We start from the raw sequence: 18,294 nt of genomic DNA, 5'->3' as shown, positions 1-18,294 counted from the left end.
TACCTCCCGTACCCGAAGTACTGATCCCACGAAGGAGACCGAAGGTGCCGGTCCTCCCTGGAGCCGAGCCGTACCGCCACGAGGGCGGCGAGGTCGGCGTCCTGCTGTGTCACGGCTTCACCGGATCCCCGCAGTCGCTGCGCCCCTGGGCGGAGCACCTGGCCGGGCGCGGCCTGACGGTCTCGCTGCCGCTGCTGCCCGGCCACGGCACACGCTGGCAGGACATGCAGGTCACAGGCTGGCAGGACTGGTACGCGGAGGTGGACCGCGAGCTGTGCGCGCTGACCGAGCGCTGCACGGAGGTGTTCGTCTTCGGCCTTTCCATGGGCGGCGCCCTCGCGCTGCGCCTCGCGGCCCGGCACGGCGACGCGGTGCGCGGCGTGGTCGTGGTCAACCCGGCGAACAAGATGCACGACCGGGCGGCGGCCGTCCTGCCGGTGGCCCGCTTCCTGGTGCCCTCCACCAAGGGCATCGTGAGCGACATCGCCAAGCCGGGCCCAGTGGAGATCGGGTACGACAGGGTGCCGCTGCACGCCGCGCATTCGCTGCGCCAGTTCTTCCGGCTCGTGGACGGCGAGCTGCCGCAGGTCACGCAGCCGCTCCTGGTCCTGCACAGCCCGCAGGACCATGTGGTGCCGCCCGCCGACTCCGCCCGCGTGCTCAGCCGGGTGTCGTCCACGGACGTCACGGAGATCCTGCTGGAACAGAGCTACCACGTCGCGACGTTGGACCACGACGCGGACCGGATCTTCGAGGAGAGCCTCGCGTTCATCGGCCGGCTCGCCCCCAGCGCAGGCAAGGAAGGGACGGCCACCGGTGGCTGAGCAGCAGGACAAGTCGGGCCCCGACCACGAGGGGTCCCGCGAGGACGGCGGCCCGGAGCCGGCGGAGCAGCCCGTTCCGATCGACGAGGACGCCGCGTGGCGCGCGATCGTCGCGGGGTACGGCGAGGAGCCCGCGGACCCGCCGGGCGCCAAGCCGTTCAAGTCCGTCGAGGACCTCGCGCTGCTCGAGACGGAGACCAACGGCCCGGCCGACGGCGACGCGGGCGACACCCTGACGGACAAGGGCGGCAAGGCCGACCGGGACGGCAAGGGGGCCGACGGCGACTCCCCGGACTCCCCGGGGAAGCCGCTCGGCAGCTCCGTGTCCTTCGCGCCGGGCGTGGCCAGCGGGGGCCCGCGCGACTACAGCGCGCCCGAGGCCTCCGAGGACGACTTCGACGAGGGCGACGAGGGCCACTTCGTGCCGCCCGAGCCGCCGCCGCTGCCGGAGGGCGACGTCACGGCCAAGTTCGCCTGGCTCGCCGTCATCGGCGGTCCGGTGCTGCTGTTGCTCGCGGTGCTGCTCGGCTGGCAGATGACGTGGTGGCTGACGACGCTCGGCATCGGCGGCTTCCTCGGCGGCTTCGCCACGTTGGTCGTCCGCATGAAGGCGGACGACGAGGAGGATGACGATCCTGGGCGCGGGGCCGTCGTCTGAACCCCGGCCGGGGTTGCCGCCGATCGCCGCTGCGCGGCTCGTCCTCAATCGCCGGACGGGCTGAATGGTGCCCGCCCGGCGCTTTATGCAGGCACCCTGAGCACTGCCAGCACCGGCAAGTGGTCCGTCGCCGCCCTGAGATCCCCTTCCGTCACGCCCGGGTGGTCCAACGGGACTCCGCAGCCCAGGACTTGGATGCCCTCCGTGGCGAAGATGCCGTCGATGCGCTGGTGCGGGTCGGCCGGGGTCGAGGTGTATTCGCCGCCCCAGGGCGCGGTGGCCCAGCAGTCCTGAAGCCCGCCGGCGAGGCGGCGGAACGTACGCCCGTCGGGGCGGTCGTTGAGGTCGCCGCCCGCCACCGCGTGCGGCACGCCCATCGCGTCGAGCCGGTCGAGCAGCATCCCGCCCTGCTCGTACCGCTCCTCGCTCTGCAGGCTCAAGTGGCAGCTCAGTACGCCGAGCCGGGCACCGCCGAAGCGCACCACCGCCGTCGCGAAGCCGCGCCGGTGCAGCCCGGGCGTCAGCGGGAGCAGCACGTCCTCGGTGCGCTCGACGGTGGCCCTGAGCGAGCAGAGCAGCGCGGGCCCGGCCGCCGTGCCGCCGCCGGAGAGCGTCACCAGATCGGCGGCGCGGGCGAGGCGCGCCAGTTTCTTGCGCCAGCGGAAGAAGCGCGGCGCTTCCTGTACGAGGACGAGATCGGGCGCGCATGCGGCGATGACGCGGGCGAGCGCGTCGGTGTCGTCGCGCATCGAGCGGATGTTGTAGCTGAGCACCCGCACGACGGCCGAACCGTCCGGTTCGGTGCGGGAGTTGGGCAGCGTACGCGTCGGGTCGGTCGACATGGCGATCAAGATACGTCAGACACGCACGCCGTATGTACGGCCACGCCAAACGCCGGACGGGCAAGAAATAGCCCGTCCGGCGTTTGAGGACGAGCCGCGAAGCGGCGATAAACGGCGCCCCACGCGGGGGCTCACATAACGGGGTCGGGCTCCCGAGCCAGGTCAGCGGCACCGACAAGACCGGCTTTGTTCCCCAGCCGCGCAGCAAGAACTTCCGCCTGCGGACGCCACTGCGCCCCGACAAGCCACCGCTTGAAAGACTTACGGATCGGGTCCAACACGAGCTCACCCTCGTCGGAGAGCCCCCCGCCGACGATGAACGCCGACGGGTCGAACAGCGAGGCCAGGTCGGCGAGTCCGGCGCCGACCCAGCGTGCCAGCTCGCGGTAGGAGTCCACGGCGACGAGGTCGCCCTGGCGGGCGGCCATGGAGATGTGCTTGCCCTCGATGCCGTCCGGGGTGCCGTCGCCCAGGGAGAGCAGGTACTCGGCGTTCTCCGGGGTGGCGTTGGCGCGCTGCTTGGCGTACCGCACGAGGGCGCGGCCGGAGGCGTACTGCTCCCAGCAGCCCTGGCTGCCGCAGCCGCACAGCAGGCCGTCCGGGACCATCCGGATGTGGCCGAACTCGGCGGCGACGCCGAAGTGGCCGCGGCGCAGCTTGTTGCCGATGATGATGCCGCCGCCGAGGCCGGTGCCGAGCGTGATGCAGATGGCGTTGCGGTGGCCCTTGCCGCCACCGAACTTGTACTCGCCCCAGGCGGCCGCGTTGGCGTCGTTCTCGACGACGACCGGCAGGTTCACCCGACGCTCGACCTCGTCCTTGAGCGGCTCCTGGCGCCAGTTGATGTTCGGTGCGAAGTAGACCGTGGAGCGCTGCCGGTTGACGTACCCGGCGGCGCCGATGCCGACGCCGATGATCTCGTGGCCGGCCCGCGCCCCCTCCACCGCGGAGGCGATCGCGTCGACGATGGCCTCGGAGGTGCCGGGGGTGGGCACCTTGAACGTCGACAGGATGTGACCGTCCTCGTCGACCACTCCGGCCGCGATCTTCGTGCCGCCGATGTCGACGCCGATGGTGAGTCCCATGAATCCCTCAGTTCGATCGAGCCCCGCTACGGCCCACCGTACCCGAGGGGGGTCAGTCCAGATCGATGCGTTCCCCCGGTCCGGGGCCCTCGTCGCGGCGATCGGAGCCGCTCGGAGGGGTGGGACCGGCGTCGTCGCGCGTCCAGCGGCCCTCCTGCCGGGTGACCGCGCTGCGGTAGGCGGCGAGCAGTTCGGAGCCGGCCGCGGCGAGGTGGTCGAAGACGTCGGGGTTGCGCTCGATGACGGGCTCGACGGCGGCCTTCGCCTGCCGGACGACCTGCTGCACCGTCTCCTGCACGGCGCCCTGGGCGACCGCGCCGAGCAGCGGCGACTGCAGCCCCGACAGCTTGTCGGACACGGCGTCGACGAGCTTGCGCAGCTCCTCGGCGGCGGAGCCGGCCGGCGGGCCGTACTGGGCGCGGCGGCGGGCCTTCTCCGCGGCGAGGTCCTCGGCGCAGGCCGTGGCCCACGCGTCGGCGTCGGCCGCGGCGGGTTCGGGGCGGGGCGCTTCCCGCTCGGCGCGCGGCGCCGCCGGCGCGGGGCTGTGTGCTGCCGCCGCGGGGCGGGGTGCTTCCGCCGCGGGGCGGGGTGCTTCCGCCGCGGGGCGGCCGCTCCCCTGCTCAGGGCGCTCCGGCTCGGACGCGTCGCGCTCGGTGGCATCGCTCATGACGGGCTGACTCCTGCGCAGGGCCGATGAATTCGTACTCTCGACGTTACCCGAATGGCGGCAGACCGTTCACGGGGTCCGCCGCCACGGATCCCCGCGCGGGACCGGCCCCGGGCGCTCAGCGGCTCTGCGGCCAGAGGTCCGGGTCGGGTGTGAAGCGGATCCGCAGGGTGCCCTCGCGCAGGCCCGCGCCCGTGACGGCGCAGCGGCGCAGCGCGGAGGGCAGCGAAACGATCCGCCGGAACGGGCCCGCGGTGACGACCAGTTCGTCGCCGCGCCGGATCAGGTCCAGGTCCTCGCGTACGACGCCGGGCAGCGGGACGGACCAGATCAGCAGGGAGTCCGTGGCGAGCGCGTCGGTGACGGGCCAGTCGACGGGGTCCGGCGCGGGTCCCGGGCCCGGCACGCGGAGGGCGGCGAGGTCGTCGATGCCGCGGGGGTCCTGGCCGAGGTGGGTGACCTCGTGCGTGCGGTACGTCTGCGCCCACTCGCCGAGCGTCTTGTGCTGCTGGGCGCGCAGGGCGGCGAGCCAGGGGGTGTCGGCGTGGGGCGTCGGCAGGACGCGGTTGGCGACGACGGTGTCGAGGGCGAGGGCGCCCAGGGCGAGGCCGGTGGCGGTGCGGGCCACGGCGTCGGCGCCGGCCGGGCCGGGCTCTGCGACCAGGCGGACGCTGGTGCCCGGCGCCTCGATCACGGCCTGCGCGGCGGCGAGCCGCTCGTCCCAGCGGGCGGCGGCCTCGTACAGCGATCCCGCCGGGACGGGGACGCCCGCGAGGCGGCCGAGGACGGGGCGCAGGGCGCGGGCCGCCCGGCGCTCCGGGGGCAGCAGGCGGCGCAGGTAGCGGCGCAGTTGTCCGGGCAGGGCGAGGAGGGCGAGGGCGCGGGGGGCGGCGGGGAGGTCGACGACGACGGTGTCGTACGCGTTCGTGTGCGCGGCCGTGCTCAGGGCGGCGAGGAGGGCGAGGTCCTCGGCTCCCGGGAGGGGGGTGAGTTCCTCGTCGTCGAGGCGGTCGGCGCCCAGCAGGTCGAGGGCCGGGCGGGCGTGCTCCTGGAGGGCGAGGAGGCCCGTGCGGAAGCCGGTGTCCGGGTCGGGGCGCAGGGTGGTCAGGCCCGTCTCCACGTGTTCTGGCCGGGGGCCTGTGGGGGTGCCGAGGGCGGCGCCGAGGGTGTCGGAGCGGTCCGTGGACAGGAGCAGGGTGCGGGTGCCCTCGCGGGCGGCGGTGAGGGCGGTGGCCGCCGCGAGGGTGGTGCGGCCGGCTCCGCCGGGGCCGGTTACCAGGAGGGTGCGCATGCGGTGGCACTCTACGTTGGGGGCGGTTGCGTGGTCCGCGCCGGACTGACTGTGGCCGTCGGCCTGGGGCGTGCCCCTCCGCCCACATAGCGGCACCGTGGGACTGGGCTGTGCCCACCCGTTCCGCCCTGCGGAACGACTGCCCACAGCGGGGAACCGGCGGCGGGCGCCCGGGCTCAGGCCTGGGGGCCGGACTCGACTCGCTTTTTGAGGCCTGCCAGGGCGCGGTCGATGATGACCTTTTCTGCCTTGCGCTTGATCATGCCGAGCATGGGGATCTTGACGTCGACCGTGAGCTGGTAGGTGACCTCGGTGCCGCCGGCGCCGGAGGGCTTCAGGAGGTAGGAGCCGTCCAGGGAGCGCAGCATCTGGGACTTGACGAGGGTCCAGGAGACCTCGTGCGCGCCGCCCCAGGTGTACGCGAGCGTCTGGTCGTCCTTGATCGCCCCGGCGTCCATGACGAGCCGGACCTGTTCGGCGCGGCCGGAGTCGTCGGTCGCGAGGACCTCGGCCTCCTTGACCTCGCCGGTCCACTCCGGATAGCGGGCGAAGTCGGCGATCACGCCCATGACGTCGGCCGGTGCCGCCTCGATCGTGATGCTCGAGCTGGTGTATTCCGCCATCGCCGTGGCTCCTCCAGATGCGGTCCGGTGCGGGTGGTGCGGCTGCTGTGCTGCCGCGTGCAGGCTACCGCGCACGCGGCCCGCGCCGGTCACCCCGTCCACTCACCCCGTCCACTCACCCCGTCCACCCGTCCGCTCACCCCGTCCACTCCAGGGCGAAGGGCCGCCCGGACCCCGCGAAGTGCCCGACGTTCACGCACTCGGTCGACCCGATCCGCATCCGGCTCACCAGCGGCTGGTGCACATGCCCGAAGAGGGCGTACCGCGGCCGGGTGCGCCGGATCGCGTCGAGGAGCGCGCGGCTGCCCCGCTCGAAGCGGCGCGCCACGGTGTCGTACACCAGGTCCGGCACCTCCGGCGGGATGTGCGTGCACAGCACGTCGACCTCGCCGACGGCCTCGACCTTGGCGGCGTACTCCTCGTCGCTGATCTCGTACGGCGTACGCATCGGGGTCCTGAGGCCGCCGCCGACGAAGCCGAAGACGCGGCCGCCGATCTCGACGCGTTCGCCGTCGAGGACGGTCGTGCCCGCACCGGCGTATTCACGCCACAGCTCCGGCATGTCGACATTGCCGTACGTGGCGTACGTCGGGGTGGGGAAGGCGGCGAACAGCTCGGCGTACTGCTTGCGCACCGCGCCCTCCACCGCCGGGCCGCGGTCCAGGCCGGCCCAGAGGGAGGCGCCGAACGCGCGGGCCTCCTCGAAGCGGCGGGCGGTGCGCAGTTCGACGAGCCGGGTGGCGTTCTCCTTGCCGAACAGATCGGGGAAGATGCCGCGCGCGTGATCCGCGTAGTCGAGGAAGAGCACCAGATCACCCAGGCAGATCAAGGCGTCGGCGCCGTCGCCCGCGTGGGCCAGGTCCTTGGCGTTGCCGTGCACGTCACTGACCACATGGACCCGGAAACCTCGCATGCCGGTCACCTTAGGACGGCGGGTGCCCGACCGACCAGGGCGGGGTGATCAGCGGGGCGTCGCCGGGCCCGAGCGGCGGACCTGCGGATACGCCGGCGGTTACTTCCGAGTCAGGAAGGGCGTGGCGTACTGTGCGGTTCAGACCACAACGTCGTGTGACGCACGGAACATCTGGCCCGGCCCCCCTACCGAACCAGCCATACCGATGGGTAACGTCCGGGCAGTCCAGTAGTGCTCAGCCCCTCAACGAAACCCCGAGGGACCCCCGAACCCCCAGACTGAGCACCTGCCCGACCTTGGACCGCACCGTCGCATCGCACAACGTCGTGGCGTCGGCGCCCTATGTAGGAGCAGCAGTCTTGCGCGAGTTCAGCCTTCCGGCCCTGTATGAGGTCCCCGCGGACGGCAATCTGACCGACATCGTGCGCAGAAACGCCGCGCAGCACCCGGACGTGGCGGTCATCGGCCGCAAGGTGAACGGCAGTTGGCAGGACGTCACGGCGACGGTGTTCCTCGCCGAGGTGCGCGCCGCCGCGAAGGGCCTGATCGCGGCGGGCGTCCGGCCCGGCGACCGGGTGGGCCTGATGTCCCGTACGCGCTACGAGTGGACGCTGTTCGACTTCGCGATCTGGAGCGCGGGCGCGGTCAGCGTACCGGTGTACGAGACCAGCTCGGCCGAGCAGATCCAGTGGATCCTGGGCGACTCCGGCGCCGTGGCCTGCGTCGTCGAGTCCGACGCGCACGCGGGGGCCGTGGAGTCGGTGCGCGACCGGCTGCCGTCCCTCACCCATGTGTGGCAGATCGACAAGGGCGGCGTCGAGGAGCTCAACCGGGAGGGCGCGGAGGTCTCCGACGAGACCGTGGACGAGCGCTGTGCCGTCGCGGGCGCCGACGACCCGGCGACGATCGTCTACACCTCGGGCACGACGGGCCGCCCCAAGGGCTGTGTCCTCACCCACCGCAGCTTCTTCGCGGAGTGCGGCAATGTGGTGGAGCGCCTGAAACCGCTGTTCCGCACCGGCGAGTGTTCGGTCCTGCTCTTCCTGCCCGTCGCGCACGTCTTCGGCCGCCTGGTGGAGGTGGCCGCGCTGATGGCCCCCATCAAGCTCGGCCACGCGCCCGACATCAAGCACCTGACGGACGAACTGGCCGCGTTCCGGCCGACGTTGATCCTCGGTGTGCCGCGCGTCTTCGAGAAGGTCTACAACGGGGCGCGCGCCAAGGCGCAGGCCGACGGCAAGGGCAAGATCTTCGACAAGGCGGCGGACACGGCGATCGCGTACAGCCGCGCGCTGGACTCCGCGGGCGGTCCCTCGATCGGCCTGCGCGTCAAGCACAAGGTCTTCGACAAGCTGGTCTTCAGCAAGCTGCGGGCGGTCCTCGGCGGGCGCGGCGAGTACGCCATCTCCGGCGGCGCGCCGCTCGGCGAGCGCCTCGGCCACTTCTTCCGCGGCATCGGCTTCACCGTCCTGGAGGGCTACGGCCTGACCGAGTCGTGTGCCGCCACCGCCTTCAACCCCTGGGACCGGCAGAAGATCGGCACGGTCGGGCAGCCGCTGCCCGGCTCGGTCGTCCGCATCGCCGACGACGGCGAGGTGCTGCTGCACGGCGAGCACCTGTTCTCGCACTACTGGAACAACGAGGCCGCCACCGAGGAGGCCCTCGCCGACGGCTGGTTCCACACGGGGGACATCGGCACCCTCGACGAGGACGGGTATCTGCGGATCACCGGCCGCAAGAAGGAGATCATCGTGACGGCGGGCGGCAAGAACGTCGCCCCTGCCGTGATCGAGGATCGCATCCGGGCGCATGCGCTCGTCGCGGAGTGCATGGTCGTCGGGGACGGGCGGCCGTTCGTCGGCGCGCTCGTCACCATCGACGAGGAGTTCCTGGTCCGGTGGGCCGAGGAACACGGGAAGCCCGCCGGGGTCTCGGCCGCCTCCCTGCGGGAGGACGCCGATCTTCTTGCCGCCGTGCAGCAGGCCGTCGACGACGGGAACGCGGCGGTCTCCAAGGCCGAGTCCGTCCGCAAGTTCCGCGTCCTGCCCGCCCAGTTCACCGAGGAGTCCGGGCACCTCACGCCGTCCCTGAAGCTGAAGCGCAACGTGGTCGCGAAGGATTACGCCGACGAGATCGAGGCGCTTTACCGCGGGTAGCGGGGGCGGGGCGCCCACTCGCCGTGGGGGCCTGTGCCGTCGTGCGGCTGCGGGTCCGTGGCTGGTTGCTCGCGCCCACGCGGCGGAGCCGCATATCGACACAGCCCCGCGCCCCTGAAGGGGCGCGGGGAACTGCGCGAGCAGCCCACTGCGACGGTCAGTCGCGCAACAACCCCCACCCGCCCCCCCATAAGGCGCTACAGCAACTCCCGCAACTGCTCCGCCAGCAGGTCCCAGCGCCACCGTTCCTCGACCCACTGCCGCCCCCGCTCCCCCATCCGCTCCCGCAACTCCGCATCGCCGAGCAACGCGAGAATCCGGTCGGCGGAATCCTCGGCGGAGCCGCCGCGGACGACCCACCCGGTCTCCCCGTCGAGGACGGCGTCCGGAGCGCCTCCGGAGTCCCCGGCGACGACGGGCAGCCCGGTGGCGGAGGCTTCCAGGTAGACGATGCCGAGGCCCTCGACGTCGAGCCCGCCGCGCCGGGTGCGGCAGGGCATGGCGAAGACGTCCCCGGCGCCGTAGTGCGCGGGCAGCTCGGCCCAGGGCACGGCGCCGGTGAACACCACGGAGTCCGCGACCCGCGTCTCGGCGGCGAGCTTGCGCAGCTCCTTCTCGTAGGGCCCGCCGCCCACGACGAGCAGCACCGCGTCGGGCTCCCGCGCCAGGATCCGCGGCATGGCGAGGATGAGGGTGTCCTGCCCCTTGCGCGGCACGAGCCGCGAGACGCACACGACCACGGGCCGGTCGGTGAGCCCGAGCCGGGCCCGCACGGCGTCGCCGCCGGAGCCGGGGTGGAAGGTCTTCTCGTCGACGCCGGGCGGGAGTTGGACCATGCGCCCGGCCGCGGCGGGGGTGAGCGCGGCGGCGATGCGGGACCGCGTGTACTCGCCGAGATAGGTGATCGTGTCGGTCGACTCGCCGATCCTGCGCAGGAGTTGGCGGGAGGCGGGCAGCTGCGCCCACCCGGCCTCGTGCCCGTGCGTGGTCGCCACGGTCCGCCGCGCCCCGGCCCTGCGCAGCGCGGGCGCCATCAGCCCGAGCGGCGCGGCCGCCCCGAACCACACCGACGTACAGCCGTGTTCCCGAAGGAGCGAGACGGCGCGGCGGGTTACGCGGGGGGTGGGGAGCAGCATCGTCGTGGGGTCGCGGACGACCGGGAAGGGCTGGTCGGCGTCGAAGGCGGCGGTGGCCTCGGCGCCCTCGCGGCCGCGCTTCCAGGTCGAGGCGTAGACGACGATCTCGGACGGGTCCAGGCGCAGCGCCATGTTGTGCAGGAACGCCTGGATGCCACCGGGCCTGGGCGGAAAGTCGTTCGTGACGATCAGGGTCTTGTGCATCGCCGCAGACAGTACCGGCCCCGCCTCGTCCCCTCACGCCGCCCCTCCCGGCATCATGATTTCCCGGACCCTACTCATATAGGCAAAAAGCGGCGAGGCGCATATGACGGGCACGGGGACGAAGCCGACGGCGACCACTACCGAGCTGCGGATCCTCGCCCTCTGGGCGCCCACCCGGGCCCTGCTCCTGCTCTGCGTCTTCCACGTCGTCGTCCCCCCGGGGCCGGACGTCACCAGCGACGTCTCCTTCATCTACCAGGGCTGGTACGAGGTCCTGCGCACCGGCACGTTCCCGCTCGACGACGTCACCTGGCAGTACCCGCCCGCCGCCGCGCTCGCCGTCCTCGGCCCGGCCGCGCTGCCGTTCCTCGGCTATCCCGCCGCCTTCTTCCTGCTGTCGTTCCTGGCGGACGCGGTGGTGACGGGGCTGCTCGTGTACGCGGGCAGGCGGCCCGGCAGGACGCTGCGGGGGGCCTGGGTGTGGACGGCCGGGGTGGCCCTGCTCGGGCCGACCGCGTACGCGCGCTACGACCTGATGGTGACGGCTGTCGCCGTCGCCGCCCTGCTCGCCGGGGCGCACCGCGCCCGCACGACGGGGGTGCTGGCGGGGTTCGGCGCGGTGGTGAAGGTGTGGCCGGTGCTGCTGCTCGTCGGCATTCCGCGGGCGCGGGCGACCCGGCGGGCGTGGGGCGCCGCGGCGGTGACGGCGGGGGCCGTCACGCTGCTGTTCGTGGTGGCGATGCCGGGGGCGCTGGCGTTCCTCACCTTCCAGCGGGACCGGGGCACGGAGATCGAGTCGCTCGGCGCGCTCGTCTTCCACGTGGCACGGCACCTCGGCTGGCCGGGCACGGTGCAGCTCAACTACGGCTCGGTGGAGTTCCTCGGCCCGTACGTGCCGTTGGTCAGCGCGGCGGCGCAGGCCCTGTCGGTGGCCGCCTTCGGGTGGCTGCTGCTGTGGCGGGTCCGGGCCCGCGTCTGGTCGGCCACGACGCCCGCGGACGCGGCGTTCGCGGCGGTGCTGTTGTTCACCACGACGAGCCGGGTGATCAGTCCGCAGTACATGCTGTGGCTGGTCGGGGTGGCCGCGGTGTGCGTTGCCTGTCGCGGCAGCCTGATGGTGTGGCCGGCCGGGCTCGTCCTCGCGGCCACGTTCGTGACGTTCCTGGAGTTTCCCGTGTGGTTCTCCCACGTGGTCGCGAGTGACGCGCTGGGGGTCGCCCTGCTTGTCGTACGCAATGGGCTGCTGGTCGCGGCGACGGTGGTCGCTTGCCGCGTGCTGTGGCGGCAGACTGTCACCAAAGCTCCTGGTGAGCGTCCGGGGGCCGCGCCCCCGGACCCCCGCCGATCGCCGCTCCGCGGCTCGTCCTCAACCGCCGGACGGGCTTTGACTTAGCTCGTCTCTCACGTACTGCCGCCACCTCGCCGTGAACTCCTCCTCCGTCGTGCCGAGTACGTCCCGCAGCGCGCCCTCGACCGCCCCCGCGCGCCGGTCGTGCGCGCCGACCGCCGTGTAGAACCGCGTCAGCTTCTCCTCGCCCCACTCCTCCGCGATCATCCGGCAGGCCAGCCACGCGCCCTCGTACGCCCGCGCGAGGCCCCCGGCGTCGCCGCTGAAGCCGAAGGCGTCGTCCTCGGGCAGCGCCGCGGGCAGGCGGCCGTCCAGGACCGCGCGGCGCAGTTCCGGGGCGGCCTGCCGCGGGGCGCGGTCCGTGCCGCGGTAGCCGACCCAGTCGGCGAAGCCCTCGGAGAGCCACAGCGGGGTCGCCTCGGACGTGACGGAGCGGGTGGCGACGTGGGTCGTCTCGTGGGTGAGGACGACCTGCTTGCCCAGCTCGCCGAGGACGCCGTACGCCTCGGGGTTGACGACGATCCGGTCCGCGGGCGCCTTGCCGGAGCCGCCCGCCTCGCCCGTGGTCACCGCGGCGATGCCCTGGTAGCCGGACGCGGGCGCGCCGAGCAGGTCCGCCATGCCGTCCAGGGACCTCGGCACCAGAACGACGACCTTGCCCGGCCACGGGCCGCCGCGCCAGGCGTCCCGCACGGCGGGCACCGCGCGGTCGGCGAGTTCGGCGTACCGCCGCAGTTCCGCCCGCTCGCGGCCGACGCCGAGCACGAGGCTGTGGGTGCCGCGCACGGCGTCGACGCGGCCCTGGTCCCAGAGTTGTTCGGCGGCCTTCTTCGCGGGGCGCTCCGCGGTGACGTACCAGCGGCCGTCGCGCCGCTCCAGCGACAGCGTCCGCTCGGCGGTGAGGGGGGCGCGGTCGTAGCCCGCGACGCGGTAGCCGAGGTCGGCGGTGGCGGTGGCCCGCGCGCCGTCGCGTTCGAAGTGCTTGAGGCGGTACGTCCAGGACTTCAGGGGGACGTCGCGCAGGTTGTCGTAACCGGCGCGGGGGCCGCCGGTCGCCCGGTACGCCCGCGCGTCGCGCTCCAGGACGGCCTCCGCGCGCCGCTCCAGGAGCCGTCGTACGTCGCCGGGTGCGGCGTCCGCCCCGTCCCCGGCGGCGCAGCCGGCCAGCGCGGGGGGCGCGAGCAGGGCGAGGCACGCCGCCACGCCCGCCGCCGTCCGCCTGCCCCGCCCGTGCCCCTGCCCTCGACCAGCCACGTTCCCGATCGTACGGGGGCGCGCGGCCGCCCTCTTCGAACCTGCGGCCGAAGACCGCGGGATCCGGACGCCGGGCGGCCCCGCTCAGGGCACGGTCGGACCCGCGTCGATCGGATTCGCGTCCGCCTCTGTCAGACCCGCGTCACCGACGAGACCGGCATCATCCCCACCGGGTCGTAGCGCACGGCGGCGCCGGGGTAGGGCGCGTGCACCACCTGGCCGTTGCCGACGTACATCCCGATGTGACTGGCGTCGTCGCGGTAGGCGATGAGGTCGCCGGGCTGGGCCTGGGAGAGCGGCACCCGCCGGCCCGCGCCCGCCTGCGCCTGGGAGGTGCGCGGCAGGCCGACGCCCGCCCGCGAGTACGACCACTGGGTCAGGCCCGAACAGTCGAACCCGGCGGGCCCGTTGGCGCCCCACACGTACGGCTTGCCGACCGCCGAGCGGGCCGCGGCGATCGCGGCCGCCGCGCGGCCGGACGCCGGGACGCCCGCGCCGGCGAGGTCGGGCAGCCCGCCCCGGTCGGAGCGCGAGGACCTGTCGTGCGCGTCGCGCTCCTCCGGCGGCAGCGAGTTGAGCAGCTGCCGGGCCTTGGCGAGCTTGCTCTCGACGGTGCGCTTGTGCCGGGCGACGGTCTTGCGGCTCTTCTCCAGCTCGGCGAGTTTGCGGGTGGCCTCCGCGCGTTCCTGGGCGAGGGCGCGCTGGGCCCCCTGGAGCTTGGTGAGTTCGCCGCTCTGCCGGGCGCTGAGCCGGTTCAGGGCCGAGGCCTTGTCGAGGTAGCCGTCCGGGTCGGAGGACAGCATCAGGGCGAGCGCGGGGTCGATGCCGCCCGCGCGGTACTGGGCGCCGGCGAGCGAGCCGAGGGCGCCGCGCATCGTGTTGATGCGCTCCTGGCCGCGGGCGACTCTGTCCTTGGCCCGGTCGACCTGTCCGCGCAGGGTGTCCGCGCGCTCATCCGCCTTGTTGTACGCCTCCGTTGCCTGCTCGGCCTGCTCGTACAGGCGGTCCACCTTGGCCTTGACGTCGGACCGCGGGTCCTGCGGGGCGGCGCCCGCGGGTGTCGCGGCCAGCGCCGCCGCCGCGGTGGCCGCGGCGGACAGGACGGTGATGGTGGCGGTGCGTACGCACCGGTCGGGACCGGTGGGTGCTGCGGGACGGCGATGGGACCCCACGGGTAGCCGCTCTCCCTTCCGCTGAAACTTCACCCCCGCCCGAGGCGGAGGACTGCCGGTCCCCCGCGCGGGGCGGGGGCTGCGCCCCGGAGTGTCGGGGAACGCGCGCGACAGTAGCGGCGTGATCACGTCGCGGCCAAAGACCCTTGCCGCGTGCGCACAGTGACGCCCCGCCTCTGACGCAGGTCATCGACGGGGCGCGGGGTCAGCGGAAGTTACCGGAATTCGCCCGATCGGACGGTGCGGCGGCGGCCACTCGGGGTGGTCCGCCGCACGGCCGGACGGAAACGGGGCCGGGATCGGCGGCAGGTCAGATGCGGACGCCGAACTGGAACGGCATGTTGTTGATCGACTCGTAGCGGACCACGGTGCCGCTGCGCGGCGCGTGCAGGACCTGGCCGTTGCCCGCGTAGAAGCCGACGTGGTGCAGGTCGCCGTAGAAGATGACGAGGTCGCCGACCTTGAGGTCGCTCTGCGAGGCGATCCGCGTACCGGCGTTGGCCTGGGCCTGCGAGGTGCGCGGGATGGTCATGCCGGCCTGGGCGTAGGCCCAGGAGGTGAGGCCGGAGCAGTCGAAGGAGCTCGGTCCGGTGGCGCCGTAGACGTACGGCGAACCTATCTTGCTCTGCGCGGCGGCGTACGCGGACGAGGCCCGGCCGGAGCCCTTGGGGGCCTGGCCCGTCGAGGTGTCGGTGTCGGGCTTGTCGAGGGCCTTGCGCGCGGAGTCGCGCGACGCGCGGTCCTCCTTGGCCTTCAGGGCCGCCCGCTCCTGTGCGGACAGGGAGTTCAGCAGGCGCTGCGCCTCGCCGAGCTTGCCCTGCACCTCGCGCTTCTTCTTGCCGAGTTCCGTGCGCGTGGTGGCGAGGTCCTCGAGCTTGTCCGCGGCCTCCTTGCGCTGCTGCGCGAGCGTGCGCTGCTTGGCCTGGATCTTCTTCAGGGCCTCGGCCTGCTTGGTGCTCAACTGGTCGAGCGCGGAGGCCTTGTCGAGGTAGTTGTCCGGGTCGGAGGAGAGGAAGAGCTGCAGCGAGGGGTCGATGCCGCCGGAGCGGTACTGCGCGCTGGCGAGCGAACCGACGCCGCTGCGCAGGTCGTTGAGGTCGTCCTGGCCGCGGGCGACCTTGTCCTGCAGGGTGTCGACCTGCTTCTCCAGCTTCTGCTGCTTCTCCTTGGCGCCGTTGTACTTCTCGGTCGCCTTCTCGGCCTCTTCGTAGAGCTTGTCGACCTTGGACTTGACCTCGTCCTTGCTCGGCTTCTCGCTCGGAGCGGCGTTCGCGGCCTGCGACGTGAGGGCGACGGCAGCGGCGGCGGTCGCGGTGAGCACGGTCACACGGGCGCGGCCCGGCTGCTTGGGTCGACGGTGGGACGCCACGAAGGCGGCTCCTTCGATGAGTGATCAACAGAGCGGAGGTCTGGGCGCGACCCTAGTGACCCTCATGTGATCAGATCAAATCCTGACCATGAAAAAGTCGGTCAACGAGCGTTTTCTTTACGGAGAATCGACGGCCGGTAACGACTTCTTGACGCTCCGTCGCGCGCAACAACGGACCAATTCGGTCATAGGGAACGGGAGTTGCGTACGCCGACCAGCCGCGCGAAAGCCCGCCCAGCCGCGCGAAAGCCGACTAGCCGCGCGAAAGCCGCTTCAGGAGCACCGCGGACGCCACCGGGCGCGCGCCCGCCTTGGCGATCCCGTCGGCCACCTCGCGGTCGGTCGACACGACGATGACGGGGCGGCCCGGCGGCTCGGCGCGCACGAGCTGACGGATCAGCTCGTCCGCCGTCACGCCGGGCTTGGAGAACAGCACCCGGACCCCGCGCGGCGGCGCGAGCAGCACCGGCGCCGCCAGCTCGGCACCGTCGAAGACGCAGGTCACCTCGGCCCCGGTCTGCAACGCGAGCTGCGATAGCGAGCCGAGGAGCCGCAGCCGCTGCTTCTCCAGCGGCATCGTGGGATAGCCGGTCTTGGTCACGTTGTAGCCGTCCACGACCAGATGAGCCTGCGGCAGGGCGAGCAGTTGGTCGAGAATGGCCGGATCGTTTTCGGACAGCGCGCGGGCGGCGATGTCCTTCGGCGTCATCCGTCCCGGCTCGACCGCGTCGACGGTCTCGGCGGGCCGCACCGACACCGGCGGCAGGGCGAGTTCGCGGCGCAGCCCCTGGGCGGCGTCGAGCACCGTGTCGAGCAGCAGCCGCACCCGCATGTCCTCGACGCTGCGGCCCTCGCGGGCGGCCCTGCGGGTGGCCTCCAGGGCCGCCTCGGTCTCACCGAGGCGTGCCTTGAGGCGGCGTGCCTCGCTCTCGGCGGCGGTGAGCTGGGCCTGGCTCTCGGCGCGCGCGCTGTCCATCTCGGCGGTGGCCTTGCGCAGCGCGGCCTCGCCGCGCTTGACGTCGCTCAGCGCGCCGCGCAGCTTGCGGTGCGCCGACTCGGCCTCCTTCTTCGCCGCGTCAAGATCGGCGCGCAGCCGCTCGGTCTCGGCCTTGGTGTGGGCGCGGGCGGCGGTCAGCTCGGCGCGCAGCCGCTCCAGTTCGGCCCGGGCCTCCTCGTCGGCCCGCTCGGCGTCGGCGCGCTGGGCCTCCTCGCCGGCCGCGGTGACCAGCTTCACCCAGCCGGGCGGGCGCAGCACATAGGCGGCGGCCGCCACGTCCAGCGGGTCCGCGGCGGGCGGCGGGGTGCCCGCGTCGAGGGCACCGGTCAGCTCGGGCTGGGCCTCGCGGAGGCGCTCGCCGATGCGCTGGCGGAACAGGGGGTCGCTCTCCAGGGCGGCGGCCATGGCGTTGGCGGCGAACTTCACCCGCCTGCTCGGGGTGAAGCGCGCGTACTGGCGCAACTGCGGCGGCAGTTCGGCGACCGTGAGGCCCCCGAAGCCGTCCGACACGATCTGCACGACCGCTCGCCGCACGCCGTCGGGCAGCGGACGGTCGAGCACCTCAGCGGCGCCGTCCTCCGGCGTTCCGCCCGCGCTCTCCACCATCGGTCACCCCACTAGCTGTGCGGGGCCCGCTCCCTTCAGGAGCCGGCCCCGGGCCTGTCCACGAGTTCCACCTGGTCCACCGCGTTGCACCAGCGGCAGCGGACCGACTCGATGGTCTCACTGACCACCTCGCGTTCCTCGACCTTGGGCGCTCCGGCCAGGTCGAGGTGCACGTACTCGACGACCTTCGACGATCGGGTCACGTCGAAGCGCGTGAGGTTGCCACAGAGGGTGCAGCGCCATCGGGTGGTGTCGGTCGGCAGGGGAACCGTCATCGTGACGTTCGCTTTCCTTGGGGAACCGTGGTGCGTATTGCCCGTAACCCTAAGGCCTGGGTAAGGGGCTCCGTACGCACACGAGTGGGCGAGGCGGTCCGGTCTGTTTGCCCTCGTTACGTCATGCTCTGTCCATGATCGCTGCGTGGGTGCGGGACGCGGGCCGGAAGGCCGGACAACAGGCGGCTCCGGTGACGTACGCGCTGATCGCCGCGTGCTGCGTGATCTTCCTGATCTCTCCGGGCTCCGGGCTGAACCCGGCGTACGGCAGCGGCGACGGGCTCATCGCCGCCCAGCAGGCCTACTTCGAGCGCTGGGGCGTCGTACCCGTCGAACTCCTCAGCGGCAAGCCGCGGGCCGCGCTCACTCCCGTGACCGCGCTGTTCGTGCACGGGAGCTGGCTGCATCTGCTCGGCAACATGCTCTTTTTGTACGTGTTCGGGATGATGGTCGAGGAACGCATGGGCCACCTCCAGTACGGGCTCTTCTACCTCGGCTGCGGATGTCTCGCCCTGCTCGCCTACGCGATCGCGCACGCGGACTCCCGCCAGACCCTCGTGGGCGCCTCGGGGGCGATCTCGGCCGTGCTCGGCGCCTTTCTCTATCTCTTCCCGAAGGCGCGGGTCACCAGCCTCTTCCCGTTCCTGTTCTTCCTGCCGCTGCGGTTTCCGGCATGGGTGGTGCTGCCGTTCTGGGTGGCGCTGCAGTGGGCGGCGGCGGGGCAGGAGGGGCAGGGGGCGGGGGTGGCGTATCTGGCGCACCTGGTGGGGTTCTCCCTGGGGTTCGTTTACGCATGGGGGTGCCGGCACACGCAGATGGGAAGGCGCGTAGCGCGGCCTTGGAAGGGTGGTGGTGGGAGACGGGCGGGCTAGAG

At 73.0% G+C, this 18,294-nt stretch carries 17 protein-coding genes; 5 read left to right on the top strand and 12 right to left on the bottom strand.

Going from position 1 to position 18,294, the window contains the following annotated elements; genetic code table 11:
• Window positions 1-44: 44 nt before the first annotated feature.
• Window positions 45-824 carry an alpha/beta hydrolase gene (locus AC0KTA_RS28135; protein WP_481051009.1) on the top strand — a complete coding sequence of 260 codons (780 nt, stop codon included), beginning with the start codon at window positions 45-47 and terminating at the stop codon, window positions 822-824.
• A complete protein-coding gene (locus tag AC0KTA_RS28130) occupies window positions 817-1,482 on the top strand; it encodes a hypothetical protein (protein WP_481051008.1) in 666 nt (221 codons plus the stop codon). Before AC0KTA_RS28135 ends, AC0KTA_RS28130 begins: the two co-directional genes overlap by 8 nt.
• An 83-nt stretch (window positions 1,483-1,565) precedes the next feature.
• Here the strand turns inward: AC0KTA_RS28130 and AC0KTA_RS28125 are convergent, their stop codons facing one another.
• From AC0KTA_RS28125 to AC0KTA_RS28100, 6 genes are all read right to left on the bottom strand, one after another.
• A complete protein-coding gene (locus AC0KTA_RS28125) occupies window positions 1,566-2,324 on the bottom strand; it encodes an endonuclease/exonuclease/phosphatase family protein (RefSeq protein WP_481051007.1) in 759 nt (252 codons plus the stop codon).
• A gap of 131 nt (window positions 2,325-2,455) precedes the next feature.
• Window positions 2,456-3,409, bottom strand: coding sequence for an ROK family glucokinase (locus tag AC0KTA_RS28120; RefSeq protein WP_481051006.1), 954 nt, complete (start codon window positions 3,407-3,409; stop codon window positions 2,456-2,458).
• 52 nt (window positions 3,410-3,461) lie between these two features.
• A complete protein-coding gene (locus tag AC0KTA_RS28115) occupies window positions 3,462-4,076 on the bottom strand; it encodes a DUF5304 domain-containing protein (protein WP_481051005.1) in 615 nt (204 codons plus the stop codon).
• Between the two features lie 118 nt (window positions 4,077-4,194).
• Entirely contained in the window at window positions 4,195-5,367 is a 1,173-nt protein-coding gene (locus AC0KTA_RS28110) for an ArsA family ATPase (RefSeq protein WP_481051004.1), read from the bottom strand.
• Window positions 5,368-5,543: 176 nt separating this feature from the next.
• The gene (locus AC0KTA_RS28105) at window positions 5,544-5,990 is read right to left on the bottom strand and encodes an SRPBCC family protein (protein WP_481051003.1); all 447 of its coding nucleotides are present in this window, start codon (window positions 5,988-5,990) and stop codon (window positions 5,544-5,546) included.
• 136 nt (window positions 5,991-6,126) lie between these two features.
• Window positions 6,127-6,903: a metallophosphoesterase family protein gene (locus AC0KTA_RS28100; protein WP_481051002.1), complete on the bottom strand. Its 777-nt coding sequence runs from the start codon at window positions 6,901-6,903 to the stop codon at window positions 6,127-6,129.
• Window positions 6,904-7,262: 359 nt separating this feature from the next.
• On the opposite strand from AC0KTA_RS28100, the gene AC0KTA_RS28095 reads away from it, so the two are divergent.
• Entirely contained in the window at window positions 7,263-9,059 is a 1,797-nt protein-coding gene (locus AC0KTA_RS28095) for an AMP-dependent synthetase/ligase (protein ID WP_481051001.1), read from the top strand.
• Window positions 9,060-9,256: 197 nt separating this feature from the next.
• On the opposite strand, the gene AC0KTA_RS28090 is transcribed toward AC0KTA_RS28095, so the two are convergent.
• A complete protein-coding gene (locus tag AC0KTA_RS28090; protein ID WP_481051000.1) occupies window positions 9,257-10,399 on the bottom strand; it encodes a glycosyltransferase family 4 protein in 1,143 nt (380 codons plus the stop codon).
• A 103-nt stretch (window positions 10,400-10,502) separates the two neighbouring features.
• Here AC0KTA_RS28090 and AC0KTA_RS28085 point away from each other — a divergent pair, with 103 nt between their 5' ends.
• Window positions 10,503-11,792 (top strand): glycosyltransferase 87 family protein, encoded by a 1,290-nt coding sequence (locus tag AC0KTA_RS28085; RefSeq protein ID WP_481050999.1) that lies wholly within the window; start codon window positions 10,503-10,505, stop codon window positions 11,790-11,792.
• Here the strand turns inward: AC0KTA_RS28085 and AC0KTA_RS28080 are convergent.
• From AC0KTA_RS28080 to AC0KTA_RS28060, 5 genes are all read right to left on the bottom strand, one after another.
• Window positions 11,766-13,001, bottom strand: a complete 1,236-nt coding sequence (locus AC0KTA_RS28080) for a hypothetical protein (RefSeq protein ID WP_481050998.1) — start codon at window positions 12,999-13,001, stop codon at window positions 11,766-11,768. The genes AC0KTA_RS28085 and AC0KTA_RS28080 overlap by 27 nt on opposite strands.
• Before the next feature lie 131 nt (window positions 13,002-13,132).
• On the bottom strand, window positions 13,133-14,173 hold the full coding sequence (locus AC0KTA_RS28075) for a C40 family peptidase (protein ID WP_481050997.1): 1,041 nt from the start codon (window positions 14,171-14,173) through the stop codon (window positions 13,133-13,135).
• Between the two features lie 310 nt (window positions 14,174-14,483).
• Window positions 14,484-15,542 carry a C40 family peptidase gene (locus AC0KTA_RS28070; protein ID WP_481050996.1) on the bottom strand — a complete coding sequence of 353 codons (1,059 nt, stop codon included), beginning with the start codon at window positions 15,540-15,542 and terminating at the stop codon, window positions 14,484-14,486.
• Between the two features lie 253 nt (window positions 15,543-15,795).
• Window positions 15,796-17,145 carry an NYN domain-containing protein gene (locus AC0KTA_RS28065; protein ID WP_481050995.1) on the bottom strand — a complete coding sequence of 450 codons (1,350 nt, stop codon included), beginning with the start codon at window positions 17,143-17,145 and terminating at the stop codon, window positions 15,796-15,798.
• A gap of 35 nt (window positions 17,146-17,180) precedes the next feature.
• Window positions 17,181-17,420, bottom strand: a complete 240-nt coding sequence (locus AC0KTA_RS28060; protein WP_016639563.1) for a hypothetical protein — start codon at window positions 17,418-17,420, stop codon at window positions 17,181-17,183.
• A gap of 134 nt (window positions 17,421-17,554) precedes the next feature.
• Between AC0KTA_RS28060 and AC0KTA_RS28055 the strand changes: the two genes are divergently transcribed.
• Window positions 17,555-18,292 (top strand): rhomboid family intramembrane serine protease, encoded by a 738-nt coding sequence (locus AC0KTA_RS28055; protein ID WP_481050994.1) that lies wholly within the window; start codon window positions 17,555-17,557, stop codon window positions 18,290-18,292.
• Window positions 18,293-18,294: the final 2 nt, after the last annotated feature.

This window comes from Streptomyces sp. Y309 (assembly GCF_056712025.1).
Note: the sequence above shows the minus strand (reverse complement) of the source record. Positions and strands in the feature narration are given on the sequence as shown.